Source organism: Shewanella sp. BF02_Schw, from assembly GCF_014596695.2.
GTDB lineage: Bacteria > Pseudomonadota > Gammaproteobacteria > Enterobacterales > Shewanellaceae > Shewanella.
This window is the reverse complement of sequence record NZ_JABKAW020000002.1, coordinates 147,945-172,247: the sequence shown is the minus strand read 5'-3', so window position 1 is coordinate 172,247 and position 24,303 is coordinate 147,945. Positions and strand designations below refer to the sequence as shown.

At 41.6% G+C, this 24,303-nt stretch carries 27 protein-coding genes; 13 read left to right on the top strand and 14 right to left on the bottom strand.

All coding sequences use genetic code 11. The features are described 5' to 3' along the window. Window positions 1-11: 11 nt before the first annotated feature. Window positions 12-1,295, bottom strand: coding sequence for a purine nucleoside transporter PunC (gene punC / locus HNW13_RS09205; protein WP_192115809.1), 1,284 nt, complete (start codon window positions 1,293-1,295; stop codon window positions 12-14). A gap of 209 nt (window positions 1,296-1,504) precedes the next feature. Here punC and punR point away from each other — a divergent pair, with 209 nt between their 5' ends. Then, window positions 1,505-2,407, top strand: a complete 903-nt coding sequence (gene punR, locus HNW13_RS09200; RefSeq protein ID WP_192115810.1) for a DNA-binding transcriptional activator PunR — start codon at window positions 1,505-1,507, stop codon at window positions 2,405-2,407. Window positions 2,408-2,517: 110 nt separating this feature from the next. Here the strand turns inward: punR and pepA are convergent, their stop codons facing one another. After that, the gene (gene pepA, locus HNW13_RS09195; RefSeq protein WP_101085823.1) at window positions 2,518-4,026 is read right to left on the bottom strand and encodes a leucyl aminopeptidase; all 1,509 of its coding nucleotides are present in this window, start codon (window positions 4,024-4,026) and stop codon (window positions 2,518-2,520) included. A gap of 273 nt (window positions 4,027-4,299) precedes the next feature. Between pepA and lptF the strand changes: the two genes are divergently transcribed. Further along, complete coding sequence (lptF, locus tag HNW13_RS09190; RefSeq protein WP_101085822.1) at window positions 4,300-5,412, top strand: LPS export ABC transporter permease LptF; 1,113 nt, start codon at window positions 4,300-4,302, stop codon at window positions 5,410-5,412. Then, window positions 5,409-6,467 carry an LPS export ABC transporter permease LptG gene (lptG, locus tag HNW13_RS09185; protein ID WP_101085821.1) on the top strand — a complete coding sequence of 353 codons (1,059 nt, stop codon included), beginning with the start codon at window positions 5,409-5,411 and terminating at the stop codon, window positions 6,465-6,467. The genes lptF and lptG overlap by 4 nt, the downstream gene beginning before the upstream one ends. 138 nt (window positions 6,468-6,605) lie before the next feature. On the opposite strand, the gene HNW13_RS09180 is transcribed toward lptG, so the two are convergent. From HNW13_RS09180 to HNW13_RS09165, 4 genes are all read right to left on the bottom strand, one after another. Beyond that, window positions 6,606-7,115, bottom strand: coding sequence for an RDD family protein (locus HNW13_RS09180; protein WP_101085820.1), 510 nt, complete (start codon window positions 7,113-7,115; stop codon window positions 6,606-6,608). A 27-nt stretch (window positions 7,116-7,142) separates the two neighbouring features. After that, window positions 7,143-7,397 carry a DUF2960 domain-containing protein gene (locus tag HNW13_RS09175; RefSeq protein ID WP_011636402.1) on the bottom strand — a complete coding sequence of 85 codons (255 nt, stop codon included), beginning with the start codon at window positions 7,395-7,397 and terminating at the stop codon, window positions 7,143-7,145. Window positions 7,398-7,469: 72 nt separating this feature from the next. Then, window positions 7,470-7,745 carry a DMT family protein gene (locus HNW13_RS09170; protein ID WP_335690489.1) on the bottom strand — a complete coding sequence of 92 codons (276 nt, stop codon included), beginning with the start codon at window positions 7,743-7,745 and terminating at the stop codon, window positions 7,470-7,472. A 391-nt stretch (window positions 7,746-8,136) separates the two neighbouring features. Then, the gene (locus HNW13_RS09165; protein WP_192115812.1) at window positions 8,137-8,631 is read right to left on the bottom strand and encodes a GNAT family N-acetyltransferase; all 495 of its coding nucleotides are present in this window, start codon (window positions 8,629-8,631) and stop codon (window positions 8,137-8,139) included. Window positions 8,632-8,746: 115 nt separating this feature from the next. On the opposite strand from HNW13_RS09165, the gene HNW13_RS09160 reads away from it, so the two are divergent. Next, window positions 8,747-9,319 (top strand): DsrE family protein, encoded by a 573-nt coding sequence (locus HNW13_RS09160; RefSeq protein ID WP_101085817.1) that lies wholly within the window; start codon window positions 8,747-8,749, stop codon window positions 9,317-9,319. Between the two features lie 18 nt (window positions 9,320-9,337). Here HNW13_RS09160 and HNW13_RS09155 read toward each other — a convergent pair whose 3' ends face one another. The 3 genes from HNW13_RS09155 to HNW13_RS09145 form a co-directional block, all read right to left on the bottom strand. Continuing rightward, window positions 9,338-10,081: a transporter substrate-binding domain-containing protein gene (locus HNW13_RS09155; protein WP_162022502.1), complete on the bottom strand. Its 744-nt coding sequence runs from the start codon at window positions 10,079-10,081 to the stop codon at window positions 9,338-9,340. A 51-nt stretch (window positions 10,082-10,132) separates the two neighbouring features. Beyond that, a complete protein-coding gene (locus tag HNW13_RS09150) occupies window positions 10,133-10,777 on the bottom strand; it encodes a DUF2913 family protein (protein WP_192115813.1) in 645 nt (214 codons plus the stop codon). Between the two features lie 157 nt (window positions 10,778-10,934). Continuing rightward, window positions 10,935-11,468 carry a DUF4136 domain-containing protein gene (locus HNW13_RS09145; RefSeq protein ID WP_162024288.1) on the bottom strand — a complete coding sequence of 178 codons (534 nt, stop codon included), beginning with the start codon at window positions 11,466-11,468 and terminating at the stop codon, window positions 10,935-10,937. 238 nt (window positions 11,469-11,706) lie between these two features. On the opposite strand from HNW13_RS09145, the gene HNW13_RS09140 reads away from it, so the two are divergent. Further along, window positions 11,707-12,018 (top strand): DUF1289 domain-containing protein, encoded by a 312-nt coding sequence (locus tag HNW13_RS09140; RefSeq protein ID WP_192115895.1) that lies wholly within the window; start codon window positions 11,707-11,709, stop codon window positions 12,016-12,018. A 9-nt stretch (window positions 12,019-12,027) separates the two neighbouring features. Here the strand turns inward: HNW13_RS09140 and HNW13_RS09135 are convergent, their stop codons facing one another. Next, window positions 12,028-12,615 carry a TetR/AcrR family transcriptional regulator gene (locus HNW13_RS09135; RefSeq protein WP_101085812.1) on the bottom strand — a complete coding sequence of 196 codons (588 nt, stop codon included), beginning with the start codon at window positions 12,613-12,615 and terminating at the stop codon, window positions 12,028-12,030. A 162-nt stretch (window positions 12,616-12,777) separates the two neighbouring features. Next, window positions 12,778-14,199: a coniferyl aldehyde dehydrogenase gene (locus tag HNW13_RS09130; protein ID WP_182744836.1), complete on the bottom strand. Its 1,422-nt coding sequence runs from the start codon at window positions 14,197-14,199 to the stop codon at window positions 12,778-12,780. A 257-nt stretch (window positions 14,200-14,456) separates the two neighbouring features. Here HNW13_RS09130 and HNW13_RS09125 point away from each other — a divergent pair, with 257 nt between their 5' ends. Beyond that, a complete protein-coding gene (locus HNW13_RS09125; protein WP_101085810.1) occupies window positions 14,457-14,888 on the top strand; it encodes a universal stress protein in 432 nt (143 codons plus the stop codon). 41 nt (window positions 14,889-14,929) lie between these two features. Here the strand turns inward: HNW13_RS09125 and HNW13_RS09120 are convergent, their stop codons facing one another. From HNW13_RS09120 to HNW13_RS09110, 3 genes are read right to left on the bottom strand one after another with little or no spacing between them, the layout of a single operon-like run. Then, entirely contained in the window at window positions 14,930-15,490 is a 561-nt protein-coding gene (locus HNW13_RS09120; protein WP_192115814.1) for a DUF924 family protein, read from the bottom strand. 4 nt (window positions 15,491-15,494) lie between these two features. Further along, window positions 15,495-17,177, bottom strand: a complete 1,683-nt coding sequence (locus tag HNW13_RS09115) for a PH domain-containing protein (RefSeq protein ID WP_192115815.1) — start codon at window positions 17,175-17,177, stop codon at window positions 15,495-15,497. Then, window positions 17,170-17,901 (bottom strand): PH domain-containing protein, encoded by a 732-nt coding sequence (locus HNW13_RS09110; protein WP_182744833.1) that lies wholly within the window; start codon window positions 17,899-17,901, stop codon window positions 17,170-17,172. The genes HNW13_RS09115 and HNW13_RS09110 overlap by 8 nt, the downstream gene beginning before the upstream one ends. A gap of 252 nt (window positions 17,902-18,153) precedes the next feature. Here HNW13_RS09110 and HNW13_RS09105 point away from each other — a divergent pair, with 252 nt between their 5' ends. The 7 genes from HNW13_RS09105 (at window position 18,154) to luxS (ending at window position 24,266) form a co-directional block, all read left to right on the top strand. Then, a complete protein-coding gene (locus HNW13_RS09105; protein ID WP_182744832.1) occupies window positions 18,154-18,480 on the top strand; it encodes a winged helix-turn-helix domain-containing protein in 327 nt (108 codons plus the stop codon). Window positions 18,481-18,520: 40 nt separating this feature from the next. Next, window positions 18,521-19,489 carry a magnesium transporter CorA family protein gene (locus HNW13_RS09100; protein ID WP_162022509.1) on the top strand — a complete coding sequence of 323 codons (969 nt, stop codon included), beginning with the start codon at window positions 18,521-18,523 and terminating at the stop codon, window positions 19,487-19,489. 111 nt (window positions 19,490-19,600) lie between these two features. Next, complete coding sequence (locus HNW13_RS09095) at window positions 19,601-20,179, top strand: alpha-ketoglutarate-dependent dioxygenase AlkB (protein WP_194956155.1); 579 nt, start codon at window positions 19,601-19,603, stop codon at window positions 20,177-20,179. 361 nt (window positions 20,180-20,540) lie between these two features. Next, window positions 20,541-21,962: a DASH family cryptochrome gene (locus tag HNW13_RS09090; protein WP_182744831.1), complete on the top strand. Its 1,422-nt coding sequence runs from the start codon at window positions 20,541-20,543 to the stop codon at window positions 21,960-21,962. A 119-nt stretch (window positions 21,963-22,081) separates the two neighbouring features. Beyond that, window positions 22,082-22,381 carry a BolA/IbaG family iron-sulfur metabolism protein gene (locus tag HNW13_RS09085; RefSeq protein ID WP_101085802.1) on the top strand — a complete coding sequence of 100 codons (300 nt, stop codon included), beginning with the start codon at window positions 22,082-22,084 and terminating at the stop codon, window positions 22,379-22,381. Window positions 22,382-22,544: 163 nt separating this feature from the next. Further along, entirely contained in the window at window positions 22,545-23,669 is a 1,125-nt protein-coding gene (gene dctP / locus HNW13_RS09080; RefSeq protein WP_162022512.1) for a TRAP transporter substrate-binding protein DctP, read from the top strand. Window positions 23,670-23,756: 87 nt separating this feature from the next. After that, window positions 23,757-24,266, top strand: coding sequence for an S-ribosylhomocysteine lyase (gene luxS, locus HNW13_RS09075; protein ID WP_011636421.1), 510 nt, complete (start codon window positions 23,757-23,759; stop codon window positions 24,264-24,266). Window positions 24,267-24,303 lie beyond the last annotated feature (37 nt).

Genomic DNA, 24,303 nt, shown 5'->3' with positions numbered 1-24,303 from the left:
CCAGACCACGGTTACTGGTCATTTTTAGTTGAGGCTTGAGATAATCTTGCTGGATCAGGAAAGGTAAAATTCTGATGTATTTGTGCCCAAGAATCATGGCTTTTAATTATGTGGCCAACGGCAACCAATACTGAACAGGCCAGAATTCCCCAACCAATAGCGTTATCACCCGCACTTGCCCAAATTGCCACCAGACTTGATGCCCCAAAAGAGATAGTAATCTGCAAAAAGTTTTGTAATCCTGCAGCTTTAGCCGCGTTATTGCTGAACTCTTGCAGAGCATTATTGACCACAATAGGATAAATTGCGCCATTGCTTCCTGCTAGCAAAGAGAATGCAATGAGCAGTGGCAATATTGTTTCTGTATCGAGGATCACACTGGAGGTGAAAATGGCCGCAACACACAAACCAAACAATATCAGTAAACAGTTTAGGCTGACTTTTGTGCCAAATTTGCGGATCAGTAATTTACTTGAGTAGCCACCGACAATAAACATGATGGTTTGGGGAATAAAACTTAAGCCAATTTCTGTCGCGGCGTAACCATACTGTTCCATCACAGCAGGCCACAACGTTAAGTAAGCAAAAAAAGCCCCAGAACACGCACCAAAAATTACTACATTACCTAGATATTGGGTATTGGCCAGTAGTTGCTTATAGCGGATATGAGTTTTGCTTTTGTGTACGCTAGCTTTTTCTTTTGGCACAAAAAAATACGTCATGGCAATGAGTAATACTGCAATGATACATAAGCTAATAAACACCGCACGCCAACCAAAACTATTCAGTATTAGTGCGCCAGCAATGGGCGCTAATGCTGGAGACAATGCCACTAAAGGCATAATATTAGAGAAAATATTTTGAGCTTTATCGGCTGGGTATTGTTCTATCACAATCGCTTGCCAAATGACGGCTGCACTACAAGCGCCAATGGCTTGGAAGAAGCGGGCAATATTCATCATCAACATGCTGTCACTGAACGCAATGAGTGCACTTGCCAGCATAAACAGGCTTAGACCCGCAAACAGTGAATTCCGTTTACCTATTTTATGCACTAACGGCCCATACAATAACTGTCCGATAGCGAGGCCAGCCAAAAAGCTGGTTAACGAGATGGCCACTTCTGAGGTACTTGCATTAAAAGTCCCTTCAATAGATTTGAATGATGGCAGGTACATGTCGGTAGCGACAAAACCTAACATACTCAGTAAGGCTAAATAAAACAGAAACAAATAGAATGTTATATTTGTTTTTTTTGTGTTGATTAATATATTGTTATTGTTCAAATTAGGCATATCTATTTTCGTCAGTTCAATAAAGGCCGCTAGCTTAATGGTTTACTAAATTAGCTGGAAACGTTTATTTTTGACAGCTGCTATCAAAAGTATTGATGCCACGATGTAATTAAAGGATCCTAGAGTTATGGCTTAAGTTCAATATTAAACCTCGAATGCGTTATTCATCTTGTGCTGTTACCGTACATTTTCTAGCGAGTTAAATTGATATGCTTTCACAGCAAGTTTTTGAGCTAATAGACGTTGTCGCCCAAACGGGCAGTTTTACCGCAGCTGCGAAAAAATTGCACAAAGTACCGTCAGCGATAAGTTATTCAGTCAAACAAATTGAAACTGAACTGGGGGTCGAGTTATTTATTCGTCATCATCGCAGTGTCAGCCTAACCCCAGCAGGAAGGCATTTCGCTGTCAAAGCTCGTCAGTTTCTTAACGAAATGGAGTTAATGAAACGAGATACTCAACGAGTGGCTAATGGCTGGAAGCCTACGCTCTCTATTGCATTGGATAATATTGTGAGAACGGATAGCGTTCATGCGTTAATTGCAGATTTTTATAGACAGTTTCAAGATGTTGAGCTGATTATTCGGATTGAAGTATTTAATGGCGTATGGGAAGCACTTGCCGCAGGAAGAAGTGATATTGCCATTGGTGCGACAACCGCAAATCCAGTCGGTGGGGCATTTAAATTCACTAATATGGGCAATATTGATTGGCTGTTTGTGGTCAGCCCTGATCATCCATTGGCAAATATTATGGGTCCACTTCATGATGATGAGTTGCGTGTTTTTCCGTCTATTTGTCTTGAAGATACCTCTCGTGATATTCCTAAACGGATTACGTGGTTGTTAAACAGTCAACGACGCTTAGTGGTGCCCGACTGGCACAGTGCCATTAACTGTTTTGTCGAAGGTTTAGGGATAGGCTACATGCCGCAGCATTTGGCTGGACCGTTAATTGAGTCAGGTAAGTTAGTCTGTAAAACGCTCCATAGAGTTAAACAACCTAGCGCCTGCTGTTTGGCGTGGAATGATGAACAAATGTCACCCGCACTAGCTTGGGTATTGGATTATTTAGGCGATGAAGAGCAGTTACATCGTCAATGGTTAGCCTAGTACAGATGGTTTTGAGAGTTTACTTTACAGGCTAATGTATTGACGTCTTCGACAATAAAAAAAGGGTAAAGCCTTAAGCTTTACCCTTTAATATGCGCCAAAGTTAATACTTATTCGCTAATTTCAACACCAGCACGATTAATTAAGAACTGGCTTAAAATGGGTACCGGACGACCAGTAGAGCCTTTGTTTGCACCGCTGTTCCAAGCTGTACCTGCGACATCTAAATGCGCCCAGTTGTACTTTTTAGTAAAGCGAGACAAGAAACACGCTGCAGTAATCGAACCTGCAGGACGACCACCTAAGTTAGTCATGTCAGCAAATGGGCTGTCTAGCATGTCTTGGTATTCATCCCATAACGGCATGCGCCATGCGCGGTCACCACTTTGCTCACCAGCATTTAGCATTTCGTGTGCAAGCGGGTTATGCGAACTGAATAAACCAGAAGCGTGCTTACCTAATGCAATAACACAAGCACCGGTTAAGGTAGCAGTATCAATCACTAATTCAGGGTCAAAGCGTTCAACGTAGGTTAATACATCACACAACACTAAACGACCTTCGGCATCGGTATTAAGCACTTCAACCGTTTGGCCCGACATAGTGGTTAAAATGTCGCCTGGACGATATGCGTTACCAGCAGGCATGTTTTCACAACCAGCTAATACACCAATAACGTTGATAGGCAATTTCATTTCACACAATGCTTTCATGGTGCCAATAACACCAGCAGCGCCACCCATGTCATATTTCATTTCATCCATGGCTTCGCCAGGTTTTAATGAAATCCCGCCAGAGTCAAAGGTTAACCCTTTACCGACAAGGACAATTGGCTTTTCAGTACTGTCAACGGCGCCCTGATATTCCATCACAGTCATGATAGATTCATTGGCACTAGCACGACCCACAGCAAGGTAAGCGTTCATGCCCAACTTGGCCATTTGCTCTTCGCCTATCGTCGTGACTTTAAGGTTTTCATACACTTCAGCCATTTGACGCGCTTGAGATGCCAAATACGCAGGGTTACAAATGTTAGGCGGCATGTTGGCCACGTCACGACATAAATGCATACCTGCAGATACGGCTGTTCCGTGTTCAATTGCGCGCTCACCAATGGTGAGTTCACGGCGTGTAGGCACGTTGAATACCATTTTACGTAATGGACGACGAGTTTCGCCTTTACGGGTTTTTAATGCATCAAACGAATACAGACTATTTTGGGTGCTCTCAATGGCTTGGCGAACTTTCCAGTAGGTGTCGCGGCCTTTGACATGCAGTTCAGTTAAGAAGCACACAGCTTCCATTGAACCGGTTTCGTTTAGGGTACTGATGGTTTTTGTGATAATTTGTTTGTATTGGCGCTCGTCTAACTCACGCTCTTTGCCACAACCAACCAGTAAAACTCGTTCGCTTAGTACGTTTGGTACGTGATGCAATAGCAACATTTGCCCTGGTTTACCTTCAAGGTCACCCCGACGAAGTAGGTTACTAATGTAACCTTCACTGATTTTATCCAATTGCTCTGCGATACCAGACAGACGGCGAGGTTCGTACACGCCGACAACGATACAGGCTGAACGTTGTTTTTCTGGGCTGCCGCTCTTTACGCTAAACTCCATGAGCACTCCTAGATTCTTAAAGACAAATTTTTATATTTATTAGATAATGTTTGCATTAGGCCATCTGGCATATAATCAACGAAAAGGTGATAACTGTTTGGGATTATTAACGAAAAAGAGGCGTAAATTGACAGCCAAAATAGATGTTAACCATGACCCCAAAGCACCTTCCGCGCTGGTCAGAAAACTAGCAAAACTGCTGAAAGTAGACAGTTTACATGAAAGTTGCTCTGATACCAGTAAAAAGATAAGTTTAGCCACCGGATCCTACTTGTGATTGTATTTAGATATCTTATTAGTGAAGTTTTAAAAGCACAATTTGCGGTACTTTTGGTGCTGTTAACTATTTTTATTAGTCAACAATTTGTGCGCGTTTTAGCCGATGCATCTGATGGTGAATTCCCCGCTTCGTTAGTGATGACATTATTAGGGCTAAATCTGCCTCAATTGACGGTGTTAGTGTTACCGCTGAGCTTCTTTTTAGCGATATTATTAGCTCATGGGCGAATGTATGCTGAAAATGAAATGGTGGTATTGCATGGCGTCGGCGTGAGTGAATGGTATGTCACTCGAGTAACCCTGTTGCTTGCTTTTGCCAATTTATTATTCACAGCTTATTTGTCGGTTTATGTCGGACCTTGGGCCGAAGAACGTCAGAATCAGGTATTAGAAAAAGCCCAATCTGAAGCTGGATTAGCAGCCTTAACACAAGGTCGTTTTCAAGCTAGTCCGAATGGTCGAGCCGTTTTGTTTGTTGAAAAAATAAATAAAGACAATAGCTTAGATAAAGTTTTTGTGGCGCAGCTTCCTGATCCTGAAGATGAAAATGGCCTGACAAATATTGTCGTCGCTAATAAAGGCCGTGTGATTGAAGATAATATTGGCAGCCAACAGTTACAACTTGAAAAAGGCTTCCGTTATCAGGGCAGTCCTAAATCACTCGAACTGCAAGTGATTGAGTTTGGTGGTTATAAAATGGAGATTAAAGAACAGGAAGTGGATGAGCGGCGACGTAAATTATCTGCAATGCCAGTTGATCAATTATTGGATACTCCAGGACCTGAAGCTGCAGCTGAATTTCAATGGCGCTTAGCTATCCCTATCGCGATCCCATTATTGACCTTGATTGCGGTGCCGTTAGCGCGGGTTAATGTTCGCCAGGGTAAGTTTGCTAAAATGGGTCCCGCTATTTTGCTGTATTTAGGTTACTTTGGATTAATGATTGCAGGCCGAAAAGCCCTGCAAGATGAGGTGGTGCCGCAGTATTTAGGCATGTGGTGGATCCATGGCTTTGCGCTGTTATTAGGATTGTTGTTACTTATTAAAGAGCGCCCGACAGGGATGAAGTTCTTAGGCTTATTTAAACGTAAGCAGGTGACGGCATGAAAATATTAGACCTTTATATCGCCCGTATGATCGTGAGTACATCAGGCTTGTGTTTACTTATTTTGACTGGGTTATCAGGCATCATTAAGTGGGTTGATCAATTACGTTTGGTCGGGCGCGGTGCTTATACCATGCTAGATGCCGGTATTTACGTGCTGTTTTTAGTGCCACGTGATATTGAAATGTTTTTCCCAATGGCGGTACTGCTTGGTGCGTTAATTGGTATGGGCATGCTGGCATCAAACTCTGAATTAGTGGTGATGCAAGTTTCTGGAATGTCACGTTTACAAATCACTCAATCTGCGATGAAAACGGCTATTCCGTTGATGATTATGGTCATGGCGCTGGGAGAGTGGGGCGCACCCATTGCGGAGAAAAGCGCAAAAGAGCTTCAAGCGACTAAAATATCCGGTGGCAGTTTGATTAAGTCTCATCGTGGTATTTGGGCAAAAGATGGTGATTTATTCGTTAATATTGGTGAGGTTCAAGACGTTAATACGCTCAGTAACATCAGTTTATATGAGTTTAACGATCAACAAGAATTAACCCGAGTGACCCATGCGAATACCGCGGTATTTATTGACGATGCTTGGCAGTTATCTGTGGTTGAAAATACCACGGTTAAAGATGATCGGGTTATTCGTGATCACCTTGATACTGATGTGTGGCAATCTTCGTTAACACCAGATAAGTTGAGTGTAGTGTCGGTTAAGCCAGAGGCATTATCCATTAGCGGCTTAATTGACTACCTCGATTATTTGAAGGTTAACCAACAAGATCCTAGTCGTTATGAACTGGCTTTATGGCGCAAGGTTATGCAGCCGGTAACGGTAGCTGTGATGATGCTGGTGGCATTATCGTTTGTGTTTGGACCGTTACGCACGGTGACCATGGGAGCTCGTGTACTACTGGGTGTTGTGGCAGGATTTAGCTTTTATATCAGTAATGAGATATTTGGCCCGATGAGCATAGTATATGAATTGCCAGCGGCGGTGGGTGCAATTGCGCCCAGCATGTTATTTACTGGTTTAGCTTTGTATTATATTCGTAAATAATCACTTGGTTGTTTAGTCTATATTGAAAGTGAAAGTGAAAGTGTAATAAAAATGGCAACCCAAGGGTTGCCATTTTTATTACTTGTTTGATGCGTGTTGATTCGTTTTGCAGGTAAGTTAGTTTGGTATGTGGCTTATTTATGCACCACGCCAGTTACGCATTTGATTGGCTTCTACTGATAACACGACAACCTCAGAACGAGTCATCATGTCTTGTAGTGCTAACTTATCAGCATTGATGATAATCCACAGATTACCAACACCTAATAAAGACCAAATGACGCGAGCACAGGCCGTAATAAAACTTAAGTTCTGACCATTAGGGTGTTGAACCTTAAGTCGCCAAGCTCGCATACCTAAAGTTTGTCCACCTCTGCTCCAAAACATGGCGTAAAACCCACCAACACAAATGGCTATCCAGAATTGATATATACCATGGTAAAGCGGGGTGTTGTTGAGCAAGTCTGACACATGCTCGTACTCACCCATCGCGATAAGTCCGGTGCTCTGCAGACCAAAGAAAAACCCAAAACCTAACGCACCAGCAAACATATAAACGGCAATAGCAAGCATTGAGTCATATGCCATTGCACCTAAACGTCGAACAAAACTCGCTCGTGGGAAATTAGCATGATCTGAATTCAACATAGTTAGCCCTTACGTAAACCAAAACGATTAAATCTCATCATCTTCACGAACAAATTTGATACTCGTAAAACCAAAACGTGCAAACTCGGTTTTACGAAATTCTTTCTCTGCTTTAGCGCCTTTTTTGGACGTTAACGCAATTTGCTTTTCTAAGATTAGAAACTTTTTTAAATCAATCCCTTCAGCTTCAGCTGCTGCTTCATAAAGATCATGATGTACGTCATAGCTAAAGGCGATAGTTTTGGTTTGGCCTTTAAAGGTATAGATCACTTGGCGCGCCATGGAGAACTCCTGAAATTAATGTAATTCACTTTTAAATATAAATAATACGGCACCTAAAAGGCATAACCCAGCCTATAAACAGTTAAGCTTTAAGGGGTGTTTGAGATATCTAACGGCAAAAGGGATAAATACACATAAGGTGATGACCTCTTGCACAATCTTTAATTGTCCCACGTTAATCACGGTATAACCAAGACGATTCGCAGGAACTTGCAATAAATATTCAAATAAGACGATACCTCTGCTCACTAAAGCCGCGATAATCCAGGGTTTGCTATTTAAGGTTTTTAAATGACCATACCAAGCAAAAGTCATGAAGATATAACTAATACCAATCTCATTAAATATCTGCTCAGTTCAGAGTCTCTCAGGTTTTTCAATTCAAGGCGCATTGATGTAGAAATGGTTGTTGCCTTTTAAATCGATGCAACACAGAAGTGGAATACCTGAGAGACTCCATTCTGGCGGGTTTCAAAGTACTTTATGCTGCGTTAGATGTTTTCAAAATACGACGGCATGGTCTATTTTTTTTCCATAAAAAATAAGATATTCCCACCATCCATGGCAGTCAGATGCTGGAGGTAGAGTAACGCAGGAGCTCGTTACCGAGAATCACTATTCGCTTCAATCATCTGCCTTGCCTACAGCACTTTGAACTCCCGCTGAAAGAGCACATATTTAATAGGATTGGTATAACACAATAAACCAATGGTGATGACAGATGGGCATGAGATAGACCTTATGATAAGGATAAATACAGGTAACATGCACCAGCAGGATAACTGTCGAGTGACTTTGTCAGTTTTGCTGAGGTGGTGCTTGGTGTAAACCCTTGTTGCTGCCAATAAGTTTGTGCACCTTGCACAGCCACTAGTCCAATGCCATTAACCGCCGCTGATTTAGCCTGATTGACGATATGATTAAACAGCTTTTTACCTATGCCTAAACCTTGAGCGTTGGGTGAGATGGCCATGTCATGTAAATACCAGCTATCGGCATTAATCTGGCCACTTATCTCGGTATCCAGCGATGGGGCATCGCCTTGCAACCAAGGATGAACAAGCGCGTAGGCTAGCATGTTACCTTGTTGTTCAAACACCACACAGCTAGCGGGCGAAGATCGCCATTTACTCTGCATGACAGATAGCGATTCTGGCGTGAGTTCGACATAGCATAGTGCTTGTATCGCCATAATAGCGGGCCAGTCTGTAGCGGTAATTGGGCGGATTGACATATCACTCAGTGTTCATATTATTTAAGTGACAATTATACTCAGAAACAGCCTAAAACCTAAGCGTTAATCTGTGCTAGAGTAAGTATAAAAAATAGATATAAGGAATATCAACATAATGAAACTCGGTTTACGTTCAATGAGTAAAAACCTGTTTACATCGACAATAGTGACGTTAATTGCATGTTCATCATTTACGGCAACAGCGGGTATTGATGCATTTAAATCGGGTTCTGTGATTAAAGACTATGGCAAAGTGGCTGAAGTAAATAGCGGCTTAGTCATACCAGCCGGTATGAAGTTTAAAGTCGCTTTTGATTTAAGTAGTGCATCTAAACCAGCAGAATTAAATCGTAGTATCGATACCCTGGCGCGCTTTATTAATATGCACGTCGCTGCTGGGGTTAAGCTTGAGGACATTTCTGTTGCGATGGTGGTGCATGGTAAAGCGGCTAATGATATGACTAAGGACAGTTTTTATCAGCAACTTAATGCAGGGCAAAAGAATGCTAATAAAGATTTAATTGCGCAGCTGATTAATAATCAAGTTAGGTTTTATGTGTGTGGTCAAACAGCTGCATATTACGGCATTACACCACAAGACTTATTACCAGGCGTTACCATGGCATTATCCGCGTTAACTGCACATGCAGTATTAGCCCACGAAGGCTACAGCGTAAACCCGTTTTAGCGTAATTGTCTTATTGAATTATCGATTAAATATATCTTGCTTGGTGTATTTGTCGATAATGCTTTGAGTTGTACCATTTAGTTCAAGTTCTGCTATAGCGGCATTAATTTGTGGCAGTAAGGCCGCATGCTCTTTACGAAGGCGCATAACTAAGTGGCCTTTTGAATGAATAGCAGCGAGGGTAATTGGGTTGTTGAGTTTTTTGGCCCAATACAACGCTGGTAAATCACCAGATATAGCAGCACCAACGCGATTTTTATAAAGTGCTCTTATGAGGTCGCGTTCAGAAGTAAAATCGACTCGAATAAATTCAGCATCATCATGGTACAAATAACCACGTACTGTGCCTATTTCTTTACCTTTAATGTTATCAATACTTTGCCAATCGTTGGCTTTTTCTTCTAAGGTAATAATGTTTTCTTGGATAGCGATAATTGGGTTTGACTGGACAAAAAGAGTGCCTAATTCTTGATTAGGAAACCAACCAGGGCTCACAAAGTCAAAGTCTAATAAGCCATTATCGAGTGCATAGTTTGTTCTTTTCGGCGGAAAATTGTGTTTTTCAATTTCAATATTAGCTTTGGCAAGCAGTAACGGAACCAACTCCCCTAATATTCCAGGCTCTTTTGGCGATTCTGTAATGTAGTAGGGCACCCAACTGCTTGAAGCGTTGACGTTGTACTTCAGCGCTGTGTTCGCTTGAACGGTGGGACCACAAAAAAACATCACAAGGCAGGTGAGTGCAATAAAGCATTTTTTCATGGTGTTTCCTTATTCTTACCGTTGTATTAATACTACACCAACTTTTAATACTTAATATAGATCAAGACACAGTAAGCATAAACTCTGGTGTAAATTGCTTGGCATTAATACGTAAGTTTTATGGTGTTTGATTAATGAGGTTTTTTTATTGCCTGGACTGAGTAATATACCTTGCTCTAGCGCTACACGAGCCACCAGCTTTTCATCACCACGAATGTACATTGAGATGGGTTTTACTATTTTGTCATCTACAATGTGTTGATTAAAATCTTTTGCTGAGATAATTAAACTGGATTTACCATCACTGTCGAGTTTCAGTTTTGCATCAATATCGGTATCGGTGATCACTACCCATTCTTGTGCTGTGAGCTCCGCTAACATGTTCTTAAGCCCAACACCTGTAGCGATGTCACTGTTGTTAGCCTGTTGGTATTGATCGGCAATACAGATTAATAATCGTTTTAGTTGAGCCCCAGCTCCTTGACTACGCGCTTGACGGATCCAGGCCGTTAAGTCGTCGGCCATTAGTTTTGAAAAACGTTTTGTTTTTAACGACTCAACCATCCAGTTACATAAAAAATGGCTTTCTTGTGCTGGCGTTCTGACCGCTTTGTGCTGTGACGCGGAGGTGTTTATGGCTTCTATTCCAGCTAGCGCAAGTGTTAATAAAGCTTGGTTATATGTTTCTGTCGTCATTTCAACTGGGTCAATAAAGTAGTGTGATGGCTAGTTTACCGTGTAGTGGCAAATTGCTAAATAGATATTTGTGTTTGGTCGCTTAGCTGAGCGGTAGTCTCTATTTGAATAAGCCGCAATTCACTTATGAGTAAGTTGCGGCTAAATCGATGGTAGATTATTTTTTGGGTGGAAATTGCGCCAAAATAGCAGCAACCGTTTGATTAATACCTTTGGCTTTATCTTCACCGCCCTCGTCAAAGTGGTACTGACCATTACCACGCCAAATGAGGCGTTTATCTGTGGGATCGATAATATCAATTTGAATGGTTTGAGTTTTAGCGGTGTCACTGCCTAGCGGGATACCAATACTGGTGCCAAGACTAATACCGCCACCAGACCCCCAAGTACCCGAACCTAAGCCAATAGATAATCCTGAATCTTTTTCTTTGTTTTCAGTCACAAAAGCATAGTTCACTACAAAGTCGGCATTATCGGCTTTAAATACATAACCTTGGCTAAGTAATGATTGTTTAATATCATCATTAATGCGATCTGCAGTTAACGGATCATCTGTTTGCTTTACAGTGAGTTGGTTGAATGTTTTGAGTGTTGAAAAATCATAATTAACATCATAATCTTGCTTTGGTTTTGTTGCACAAGATGCAAGTAGTACTAAGCCACTTAACAGTAAAATAGTTTTAATCCACATTGGTTTACGTGTTGAATCTTGCCCTGAACGTCTTAAATTTATCATGAGACCCTCCTTATTAACTTGCAATAATGTACAAAATTAGCTCAATTAGTATAACCTTAATATAACAATGTTTAATGCTGGCTTTGGTTGATATGGCAAGCGATGGCTTTCTATCTCAGTTACAAATAACTATATCGTGTATTTAAATGTTAAGTACCAAATTCAATATTAGCTGAGGTTAAGTATTCTAATGATGGAACAGTTAAGTTTTTTTGCGGTGCCCAGTCCATGTATCGGCGTTTGTCAGTCAGACAGTCGTGGGTATTGTATGGGCTGTCTTCGAAGCCGTGATGAACGTTTTAACTGGATGAGTTACAGCGAATTGCAAAAACAAGATGTGATCCGTTTGTGCACACAGCGCAAACGTCGCCGTCAATATGCCTTACATAAAGCTAAGCAGCTGGAGTTACAAACCCAGCAAACGTCACACACTCCACAATTAGATTTTGATAGTGCGTCAACACCTTCTGATGATGTTGATTTAACCAACTTTAGTTTAGATTAATACTTTCTATCACGCTTTCATTGCTTGCCAAAATAGTCTGAAACTGGCGTGTCTGTATATTTCGTCATCACCTAAATGCGGGTTGTCAGTAAAAAAGCGGATGGCAGCTAGGTATTGACCATGGCAATTTTCGAGCAATAAGGCGTTGGGAATGTCAGCGATAATTTGCTGTTGTTTACCTTGAGTAATCAATTCGACGACAAATCCAAGAATGCTGTTCATTGCTTGCTTTCTGACCTCAGCATCAATGTCTGCTGACATCGAGTATTGTAGAAAAAAAAGTTGCTTTAAGGGTTGTGCAATGGCCCAGTCGATGGCTTTTTGCCATAACGTATTGGCATCTTGTTCGATATCGCCACTAAAATCGGTACTGCTCACCATGTTGGTAGCAAACTCTTGTTTAATCGATAAAAAAAGCTGATTCATGATGTCTTTTTTTGTCGGGAAATGATGAAACAACGTGCCTGTTGCCACGCTCGCCGCTTTGGCTATGGATGCCGTCGATGTCGCATTGAAGCCTTTGTTAACAAACAGCTGTAAAGCCGCGTTTAAAATGGCTTGTTTTTTATCGGTGTTCACAATCGATTTACTGCTCATGGAGTCAACATACCTACTTTATCTATGGAGCTATTAATCTTTGGTCTATTTATCTATGGATCTATTAGGTTATGGATAATTTATCTAGTCTATTTTATGACAAACTTTGCTCAGCAAGTATCGCTAACAACAGCAATACTTGCAGTCGCGACTATGAGAGAGTTAACGTAAGAAAAACTTCATCAATAATTTTTGAATCACGCCGCCATAAGGAGGGTGAACAAAAATGCCGGTATTGATTTTGCCACTGTTCAATATGGTCTTAGCATGACTAAAGGTTAAGAAACCTTCCTTGCCATGATAGTGCCCCATGCCAGACGGACCAATACCGCCAAAGGGCGCGTCATCCGCGGCCACATGGAATACTGTGTCATTAATACAAACGCCACCAGAATGAGTTTGCTGCAATACTTGTTGCTGCGTTTGTTGTTCAAAACTCATGAGATACAAGGCTAATGGTCGGTCATTTCGGTTGATATAACCTATTGCTTCATCTATCGACTGATAGCTAATAATGGGTAATAAAGGGCCAAAAATTTCATCCTGCATAATGAGCATATCGTCTGTGGTATGTGTGACTAGTTGAGTGGCTATTTTTCGCTGAGTTGTCGATATTGGACCATCAATTGCGGAGGTGACTGTTGCACCTTTGGCTTTGGCATCTTCTAGCACCGCTAGCAGACGCTGGTATTGGCGATCATTAATGATATTGCCGTAATCTTGGTTGGTGTCGAATTTAGGGTACATTTTATTAAAGCGACGTTGATAAGCAGCAATAAACGCGTCAACTTTTTCCGCAGGGCACAACACATAGTCAGGCGCGACACAAATTTGGCCAGCATTTAAACATTTACCAAAAATAAGTCGTTCTACAGCGGTGTCGATTGGCATGTCGGGAGCGATGATGGCTGGAGATTTACCACCTAATTCTAATGTTACAGGTGTCAGGTTATCAGCTGCTGCACGCATAACATGGCGGCCAACAACGGTTGAGCCGGTAAACAGAATATGGTCAAACGGTAATGCTGAAAATGCAGCGGCTACATCAGCTTCACCTTCCACTAGCTCGACTTCAGTAGGGGCAAAAATAGTTGCTAACATTTTGCGTAATACGGTGTTGGTCGCCGGCGTAAATTCTGACATTTTCAACATTGCCCCGTTACCAGCAGCAATGGCGGTGGTTAACGGACCCATAGATAACATTACCGGGAAGTTCCACGGCACAATAATACCGATTACGCCCAGGGGCTGATATTGCACCGACACTTTGGCAGGGGAGAGTAATAAACCGGCATGACGACGACTGGGTTTCATCCATGTTTTAAGATGCTTGATAGTGTAATTGATGTTATTTACACAAGGCATAATATCCGAAATGATGGTGTCGTTTGGCGATCGGTGACCGTAATCACTAATTAATGCATCGATGATGGGTTGTTGGTAATCAAGTAAAGCTTGTTTTAGCTTGGTTAATTTATCTACCCGTGATTGGTAATCAGGTGCCGGATTGGACTGAAAACGTGCTCGTTGATCAGTCAGTAACTGTCGTAATTGAGTTTGATTATTATCAACGGCCATATTCATATTAAAGCTCCAGCAAAAATAACGATGTTGATTTGATAAACCCTACATGAATCGAGCTAACAAACCGACTGATTAGTCGGTCTGATATTATGCTTGTTTATGATCCAAAGCAAGTTTTCGCATTTGATTTGATTTTGATCACTAAGTAAGTTTTTAATACTGACTATACTTAATTTGTTGAGATGGATCCGAGTGTGTTCTAGTAAAGGGTGTCATGTCGTTGCAAAAGCACACTTTGCATTGTGGAGGATAATAATATGCGAACACGTAATATTTTATGGCCTACAGATTTTTCTGATACAGCGGCACATGCTTTACGATATGCCATTGAAATGGCGAATTTATATCAAGTGGGCATTCGTATTTTACACGTTGTAGATCAACCTTTCGGTGATGAGAATTATATGATTCTTGCGATAACGCCCGAAGAGTTGGCTAAAAGTATGGAAGATGCAGCGGCGAGTAAAATGCACGAGTTATTAGGTCAGTTGAATACTAATTTAAAGATTGAAACGGTTATTCGACGTGGTGATGCCATTGATGAAATTTTGGCCGAGGCCAACAGCGGTGACATTGGTATGGTGGTTATTGCCAGCCATGGTCGAAGCGGACTGTCTCATTTTTTGCATGATAATGTGGCTGAAGCGATTGCCAATAAAGCTGATTGCCCGGTGTTAGTGGTTAAATAAAATCGACATTTATCGTTTATGTCGTGGTGATTTTCGTCTGCTTAAAAGCGAGAACCGGGTTGAGTTAAAAATGTGAGTTCGGCAGCCGTAGACTCGCGGCCTAATAAGGCATTGTGGTGTGGATAGCGATTAAATTGAGCAATAATCGCTTGGTGTTGTCGCTGGCTGCGTAAATTGTCGGGTGCATATTGTTCAAATAAAGGCAACGCTTGCTGGTGGATCACTATTGATTCGCTATGCATGTAGGGCATGATTAAAAATGCAGCCTGTTGAATGGGTAACTCTGCTAAACAACCTAGTGCAACGGCTTGTTGCGCAAGCTCTAACGCGATATTGTCAGCGGCAAACGCGGTTGGAGTATCGCGATAAATGTTTCGCGAAAATTGGTCTAATACGATTATTTCGGCCAATCGGCCTTGGGCATCTTTACGCCAATGTTGTAACTCACCCTTGATGGCCGCCTGTATCGTGGCGCCATATGTGTTTTTTATGTGCAAATCTAACTCGATATCTTTTACCCACCATTGTTTAGGGGATATTTGAACAAACCAAAAGTCGATAACATCGTCGACGCTGACATTTGTTGTGTGTATTTCATTCATTATATTAAATCCAATTGTGATTATTATGGACCGTGGCATTGAGCGACTGGGCCACTATTTGTTGTGCAACCGATATGGGAATATACGGGAATATCACACTGCCACTGGCTAATCCGATTTCAACATAGGCTAGCTGAGCATGTTTTTGGCCTTTAGTTTGGGTAATTTTAACATGTTGAACTTTGTCAAATGCGACCCGTTTCCATTGTTGACCGAAAAAGCCGCTATGCTGCCAAATAACCTTATCTGCTAATACATATCCCCATTGTTTATAACGAATATAAATCGCTAACATCATCATTGTTGTAGCAAACCAAGTAAACTCAAAAAACTCATGGCTATGATGACCACTGTAACCCACAATGGTAAGTACGATGGCTACAAACAGCGGTAAAACGATTCGCTTTGTGAGCCAATTAATATGGATAGGCTTATAACTACTGTGTAATGCACTTGCACCGCCACTAATATTTGGAATGCTAGCCAAGAGTGATGCTATTTCAGCTGACTTTACACTAGGAACTAGCATGTGCTGCTTGGTTTTTTGTTCAACCTCATGGCCTTTGACTTGTTTAAAGTATAAGGTCCAGCGGTTAAATAAACGTGCAATAGCAGGTTGTTGAACCTGGATTAGTTGAATGCGTTTTATGGCCAACGCATCTTGTTGATGTGAAATGACACCGCCACTTCGCTGTATGGTTTCATCATGTTTGTCGAGCTGATATGGATGATATTTTAAAATGGCTGCCACAATTGAAATTAACGAAAACAAGCTGTAAATCGCAAATAACCCCACGATGACCATGATGGTTTGTAAACCAATGTTTTGATGGGTTTGCTGCTGGACCCATAACCAAAACTGCTGCGCGAGCGGTGAGTCGAATATTTTATCCCAATCTATTTGGCCAGCAATGGGACCAGCGATAACCGCAAACCAAATAAAATTGTTTTGATAAAAACCAAATAAGACTAAATCAGCTAAACTTTTACGCACAATGGGTTGGGTGTTATCAACGTTTTGTTGACTGTTTACGTTTGGAAGCTCATCTGTCGAGGTTGCTTTTGTATGGCTTAAATTTAACAGTAAACGTTTTAACGTTTGTGCCTGTAATGTATCTAAGGCTGCTAAATGAGCTTCGTCTTTTTTAGAACCAGCGGTTTCAATCACTAGAGTGCCGAGTGACAGCGGCTTAAAGTAAAACGGCTGTTCATAACGAATATTTTGTATTCGGCTTAGCGGTATTTCATCCTTTTTGATAAATATTAAACCACGTTTAACTTCAAGCTGATGGTTATGAAGACGAAAACGAAATTTACGCCATTCTATTATCGCGAAAATTGTCACCAGTAATAATAAAACACTCGACGCCAATATGCCCCACTGCATATCAAAACCTTGCTGCCATCCGGTATAGGCAATTGGCACGATAGCGAAACCATTACTAAGAATGTTTTTCAAGGTACTGAAAATATTGCTGACAATGGACCAAGCCGACAGTGCTTGCCATTGTTGTAAATCACTTATTGAATTGCTGTTCTGCTCCCTTGTATCGGCGCTATTGTTTTCTATTGTCGTATCAAGGGTATTGGCCACCTCGGCAATATTGGCATCGGATGAACTATTCGTTGCGATGCCATTGGTATCAACAGGCTGGGCATCATCTGATGATGTTGATGACTTATCCATTGTGATTATCCTGTTGAGGAGGTTGAATGGATAACGGATCCGTTTCAGCGTCAGATGGCGTTGGATCAACAATTTCTGTTTCGGTGCTGAGTAATTGATGACTTGCTGCTGCTTGGCTCAATAAATGTTGACGTAAATGTTCAGCTAAATCGGCATTAAGACCTGGCAGATCTATCTCAGCTAATCCGCTGCCGGCACTGAAGCATTTTAAGGTGACTAAGTTGTATTTTCGCTCGAGCGGCCCTTGAGACAAATTAACATGTTGCAGCCGAGTGTAAGGTAGTGCCGTTGTTGATACCCAAAATAAACCCTCACGAAACACCATTTCATGTTTAAACAATCCGTAAGCAATTTTATGTGCTTTAAGGTGGATAAGTTTAATCATCACAACGGCCAATAACATGGCTGAAACCAAACCAACTGAAGCTATCATCAATGGCAGCGGTTTAGTGATTAATAGAAATGCGCTTAAAACAGTTATGATTATCACCGCCACGACACTGCTAATGATCAATAATAGTTTAGGGTAATTAGGATCAGTATTGCTCAGTGGTAACTCGGTAAGTTGAATATACTCATCTTGGGATAAACGTGGCCCATGGTCATAAACGTGCGCTAATGTGTCTCCTGCAGAGGACGTAGCTGAGTTTGTATCACTTACCGCTGACGGATCAGTTGATTGCGGTTGTGCTATTGGGCTCTTTGACTGCGGCGGGGTATCCATGTCTATTGGTTTTCCATCTTTGATGCTATCGATTGTTAAAAACTATAACCAGATTGTCTCTACTTAGGTAGCGTTAATCATAATGGGTTATTGATAAATCAATCAATTATCCTTTGATCCATGATTAATTCAGTCGCAATGCTGCGATTAATTCAGTCACAATCGACTGACACTGGCAATAGTGCTTGCGTGATTGGCTACAGATGCAGTAATTTCTATTAAGTGATGAAGAGGTAATAGGGCGTGTGAAGGATGTTTTCGAATAATTACGTGATCAATAAATCGCAAAAAGCATTTTTACGAAAATTGTATTTAGCGCACCTGCTGGATGAAGAACAACACAACTTATTAAGCTTACATAAACTGACTTTTATGCCAAGAAGGACATTGCAAGATGCGATAGCTGCATTTGCTGATATTGGTATTGAAGTGGATTTTGTGCAGCAAGGTCAGCGTCATAATGAAGGTTATTATCGCATTTCAACTTGGGGCCCAATCAGTAGTGCTTGGGTCAATAGTCATTTTGAGCAGATTAAACAACACATTGAAACGGCTGGCGAGTCAGAGATGATCAGTTAGGCCATATATAGAGTAATAATGGGTTGTTGAAAGGGTTTTCATGGCGATACAAATACTATTATTTAATGGGCAAGGTCAGTTGATATCACAAGGTGATGAGACTCTCATGAGCCAGTATGACCCGCAACAGCAGCTAATATGGGTCGATATTTCAGGCCAGCACAGCCAAGCGTTTTTCAAGCAATATCCTTTGTTTGGGATTGACCACCTCGATTTTGAAGAAGCACAACGGGAGCGTCATCCCCCTCAGTTTGAAGAATATGATTCACATTCATATTTGTTAACCCACGAGCTTATGGCTAGAGATGAGTATCTTCTGCTCGAGCGCAGCCAGTTGTTATTGCATGTAAATGACCGTTTTTTAGTCACTCAGCACCTGAAACCTTCTATCAGTGTGAACAAAGTTATCCAACGCATTAGTGCACAAGGTAGCCTCGAAAGTTCAGAGATGAGCCGAGTCAGTTTTGAATTGATGCGCCAAATTGTGATTGATTATCTGGCGGTGATGTTGGCATTAGAAGAGCGTTTAGGGGAAATAGAAGATGAAATTTTTGATGTGTCTACAGATGATTTATTAGCAGAGCTAATCGCTTATAGCAGTAAGCTACAAAAAGCCAAACGTTCGTTTAGTTACCACGAAGAAATCTTGCAACAATTATTAGGCGATGACACCCATCTGCATATTAAGATGGACTATGAACAGTTGAGCTATTTATATAATCAGTTTGAACGCCTATCGAGTCGCGCCAGCCTTTACCAAGGTTTAGTGGACAGTTTAATCAATGGTTATATTTCGGTGAGTGCCCATAAAACTAACCGCGTGATGATGACATTAACAATGGTCACCGCGATTTTTTTACCATTAACATTAGTCGCCGGCATTTACGGAATGAACTTTGACAATATGCCTGAGTTAAAATGGCATTTTGGCTATTTTTCGGTATTAATCTTAATGGCAGTCATTGTGGTTTCAGGTTTATGGATTGCGAGAATCAAACGTTGGTATTAATTAAGGTAAACGAGATAAAAGGGTGATCGGGTGACAGGATTTCAACATGGATTAGATTTTGGTGAGCCACAAAGCGGCTTCACTCAAGATACCGTTGTTGTGCCAACAGCGATGAACCAAATCAGTCCACCAGTTACTTGGATTAAAGGTTTTTTGTCACCCAAGCAGCAACAGTTGTTAATGATGGAAGTAGAACAATACCCATTAGATCGCGTGGCGATTGAAGTCTATGGCAAGCAGCATTTTATTCCTCGCACCCAAGCTTGGTTTGGCGATCTGGGTTGCGATTATCACTATTCCAAATTGCACATCACCGCGCTCGCTTGGCCAAAAGTATTAAGTCGATTACGTGCAAAATTACGTAACGATCATCAAATAGACAGTAATTCAGTGTTAGTTAATCGCTATGCCGATGGCCGTGACTGTATGGGCTGGCACAGTGACGATGAACCTGAAATCGTCACGGGTTCGGCGATTGCGTCTATCACGTTAGGCGCCTGTAGAGATTTTGTTGTGCGCCATAAACCGACGCAAACCAAAGTTACTTTTCCCTTGGCATCCGGCGACTTACTGATTATGCATCCCGGTATGCAGCAACACTGGCAACATGCGTTACCTAAGCGTCTTAAGGTAACTGAACCGCGTATTAATTTTACTTTTCGACACATTATCCCTAATTACTATGGTTAACAAATCTCGTTAATGGCCATAGCTAAAAGCTAAAAGCTAAAAGCGAAAGGCCTAGAGGCTAGGACGCTGCGCGGCTAGATGCTATAAAACCTTAGCAGCCAAGCGGTTCCTATCCTATAAATGACAAGCGATAATAAGCGAAAAGCTAAGCACCTAGGATGCTGCGCGATTAGGTGCTATAAAATCTTAGCAGCGAAGCTGTTCCTAGAAGCGAAGCGCTCTATCCGCGAAGCGACTCTAGGACCTCGAAGACCGAAGGTCTAGCTAGTTTGGGGATATCGCTAAAATGGATCATTATTGAACCGTTAACCGCTATGTATACGTACTCATTAGCATTAGTACAAGCTGTGGTAATGAATAGATGAATAATGCTGATGGGCAAACTTTCGAAGAAACGAATTTACAATCGACATCACACTCTACTGTCAATGCACTTTATTGGTTAGGTGATGATCTGCGGGTAGCAGATAATGCCATCTTTGCAGATATAGCCCTGCATGCACAACAGTTGATGGTGGTGTACTGCATCGACCCTAACTGGTTTCGCCAAGCTCAATATCAGGCTGAGTATGTCGGTAAGTACCGACTGCGGTTTTTATTAGAATCATTGCGGGCTTTAGATGAAACGCTTAATCAATATGGTCAACAAGTGCATATTGTTTATGCCTCAGCGCAAAAATCGTTACCTTATATAATTCAAGCCCATAATATTTCAAGGGTATATCGTAGTAACCATAGTGGTGTTGATGAGCAATCGGCTTGGCAAGTCATTCAGCAGCAGTGCCCCAATGTTGAATATTCGACGATTACCACCCAAACTCTGTTTGATCTGCAGCAACTGCCTTTTGAATTAGCCGATCTGGCTCCGACATTTAGTCAGTTCCGTAAAAAGGTCGACAACGTTAATATCAGCCCTGCCATTGATGCAGTATCTTGGCTCCCGTCTACGGTCGCACTTAAGCCACAAGACAAACAACTTCAGTCTTGGCTGGCTTATCCTAGCTGGTTGCCACAAACTCAAACGATGAATAATGTCTTTTGCGGTGGTGAAGCACAAGGAAAATTGCAACTAGACAGTTACTTTTCGTCAAATTTAGCCCATAACTATAAAGCCGTACGAAACGAACTTGATGGCTGGGAATGTTCAACAAAGTTTTCGCCTTGGTTAGCCAATGGTTGTCTATCGGCAAGACAAGTCGTCGCAGCATTAAAGCAATTTGAGTTACAACAAGGTGCTAACGAATCGACCGAGTGTATTTTGTATGAGCTGCTTTGGCGTGAGTATTTCCATTTTTACGCGCATAAATTCAATACGTTGGTGTTTAGATTTTCAGGCATTAATGGACGTAAACCATTAACCAGTTTTTACGCCCAACGCATTCGAGCTTGGAAAACCGCCACTACACCTTATCCGTTTGTGAATGCATTGATGAAGCAGTTAAATGACACTGGCTATATGTCAAACCGCGGCAGGCAAATTGTAGCAAGTTGCTTGGTCAATGAACTGCAATGTGATTGGCGTTATGGGGCGGCGTATTTTCAACAGCAATTAATTGATTATGATTCAGCTGTGAATTGGGGTAATTGGCAGTATCTAGCCGGTGTTGGTGCCGATCCACGCGGTTCGAGACGTTTTAATCTGCAAAAACAGCAGCAGACATACGACCCACAAGGATTATTTATTAATGCATGGTTGGGACGTGAGGCATTACAGCAACACAATGAGAGTCATGCGTCATATTGTATCGATAGTGTTGATATAACCGATTGGCCAAGGAGTTAATTTCAGATCGACTTGAGAAAGTTGTGCTCAAACGTTAACTTTTACCCTGCTTGTTTGACCTTTATTCGGCAAACCAGTACCCTTTGATTTAATCGATATGGATTAATAAGAGTATCACTATGTCTGTCGAACAAATCATTACCGATAAATTGAATCACGCCTTTTCGCCTTTGCATCTTGAAGTGATTAATGAGAGTAATCGTCATCATGTGCCGCCTAACTCAGAAACCCATTTTAAAGTGGTTGTAGTTAGCGATCAATTTAGCGAACAGCGCTTACTTGCCCGTCACCGGTTGGTAAACCAAGCGCTAGCAGATGAATTAGCCAATGGCGTTCATGCGCTTTCCATAAATGCTTATAGCCAGCCAGAATGGCAAGCTTTGGATGAAGTGCCTAGGACTCCTAATTGTAAGGGATAACGATAAAGGTTAATTGTTATTAACTTGCTGACAGAACTATACAAAAAACCTCACATGTCCTGTGAGGTTTTTTATTTTGTATTGTAGTGAGGTGATGTTTGTCACTGGTTATGATTATGTTACAGTTATGAAAATAAGCGTGCGATTGAGATAGGATATTTACATGAGCAAGGTGATACAAACCTGCTGGTTGCTGGGCTTAACGTTATTGTTAGGCTGTCAACAAGATACGCCTTCGAAGACAAGTTCTGTTGCGCAAAATGATTATATTCCTCATCAAGTGATTGAATGGCGTTTAGCCACCTCATGGCCAAAAAACTTGCCCGGTTTAGGCATGGCTCCAGAAAGATTTGCTCAATTGGTCGAGCAAATGTCTAACGGTCGCTTAGTGATTTCCGTTTATGGTGCCGGCGAATTAATGCCAGCGTTGTCGGTTTTTGACGGTGTGAGTAATGGCACGATTGAAATGGCTCATAGCGCGTCATATTATTGGAAAGGTAAAGCGCCTGCCGCTCAGTTTTTTTCATCAATACCATTTGGATTAAATGCACAGCAAATGAATGCGTGGCTTCATTATGGCGGTGGCATGGAATTATGGGAGGAAGTTTATCAGCCTTTTGGCGTATTGCCGCTTGCTGGTGGAAATACTGGCATGCAAATGGGCGGCTGGTTTAATAAAATCATTGCAACCCCAGAAGATTTTAAAGGCCTCAAGATGCGCTTACCAGGCATAGGAGGTGAAGTGCTCAAGAAGCTCGGCGGCGTTCCCGTTGATGCACTCGCTGGCAGAGAATTATATGGCGCACTGCAAACTGGCGCGATTGATGCTGCTGAGTGGGTAGGGCCTTATAATGATTTGCCGCTCGGGTTGGATCAGGTGGCTAAATATTATTATTACCCTGGCTGGCACGAGCCGGGTTCGACGATGGAGTTTTTGATTAACAAACAGGCATTTTCCACTCTGCCCAATGATTTGAAAATGATTGTTAAAGTTGCAGCCAGAGCCATTAATCAAGATATGTTAGATGATTATACTCAAGGCCATATTGCTGCAATGGACGTATTGCTTAACGAGCATAATGTGCAAGTTAAACCTTTTCCCGACACTGTGATACGCGCATTAAAATATGCAAAAGATGATGTGCTTAACAGTGAAGCGGCTAAAGACCCGTTATTTAATAAAGTACTGAAGTCTTACATGGCAAACGAGAAGTCAGTAAAGCGCTACTTTAGTTACACAGAAGACGCCTTAAGTCGCTTTGAGTTAGATGGCAAACATCAACCGTAAACTCTCACTGTGACCATGCATAAATAGTGATATTATCGTGTTATTAGGCTTTATATTGTCAGATTATTATTTACTTTGGAGAAAGCAATGCCTTTATTAGACAGTTTTACCGTAGATCATACACGTATGAATGCTCCAGCGGTTCGCGTTGCCAAGCACATGAGCACCCCTAGTGGCGATGCCATTACGGTATTCGATTTACGTTTCTGTGCACCCAATAAAGATATCCTCAGCGAACGTGGCATCCATACACTTGAACATTTGTTTGCAGGTTTTATGCGTGAACATCTAAACGGTGATGGTATAGAGATTATTGATATTTCTCCGATGGGATGCCGTACCGGTTTTTACATGAGCTTAATTGGTCAACCGACAGAAAGTAAAGTTGCAGATTCCTGGCTAGCGGCAATGGTTGATGTAACCAATGTGATTGATCAGAAAGATATTCCTGAGTTAAATGAATATCAATGTGGTACTTACGAAATGCATTCATTAGAACAAGCGCAAGATATTGCTCGGATGATCATTGCTGCAGGCGTGAGCGTCAACCAAAACGATGATTTGAAACTGAGTGACGAAATTTTAGGGAATCTTTAATCTAATCGATTAACTGATATCTTGATAAAAAAGCGGC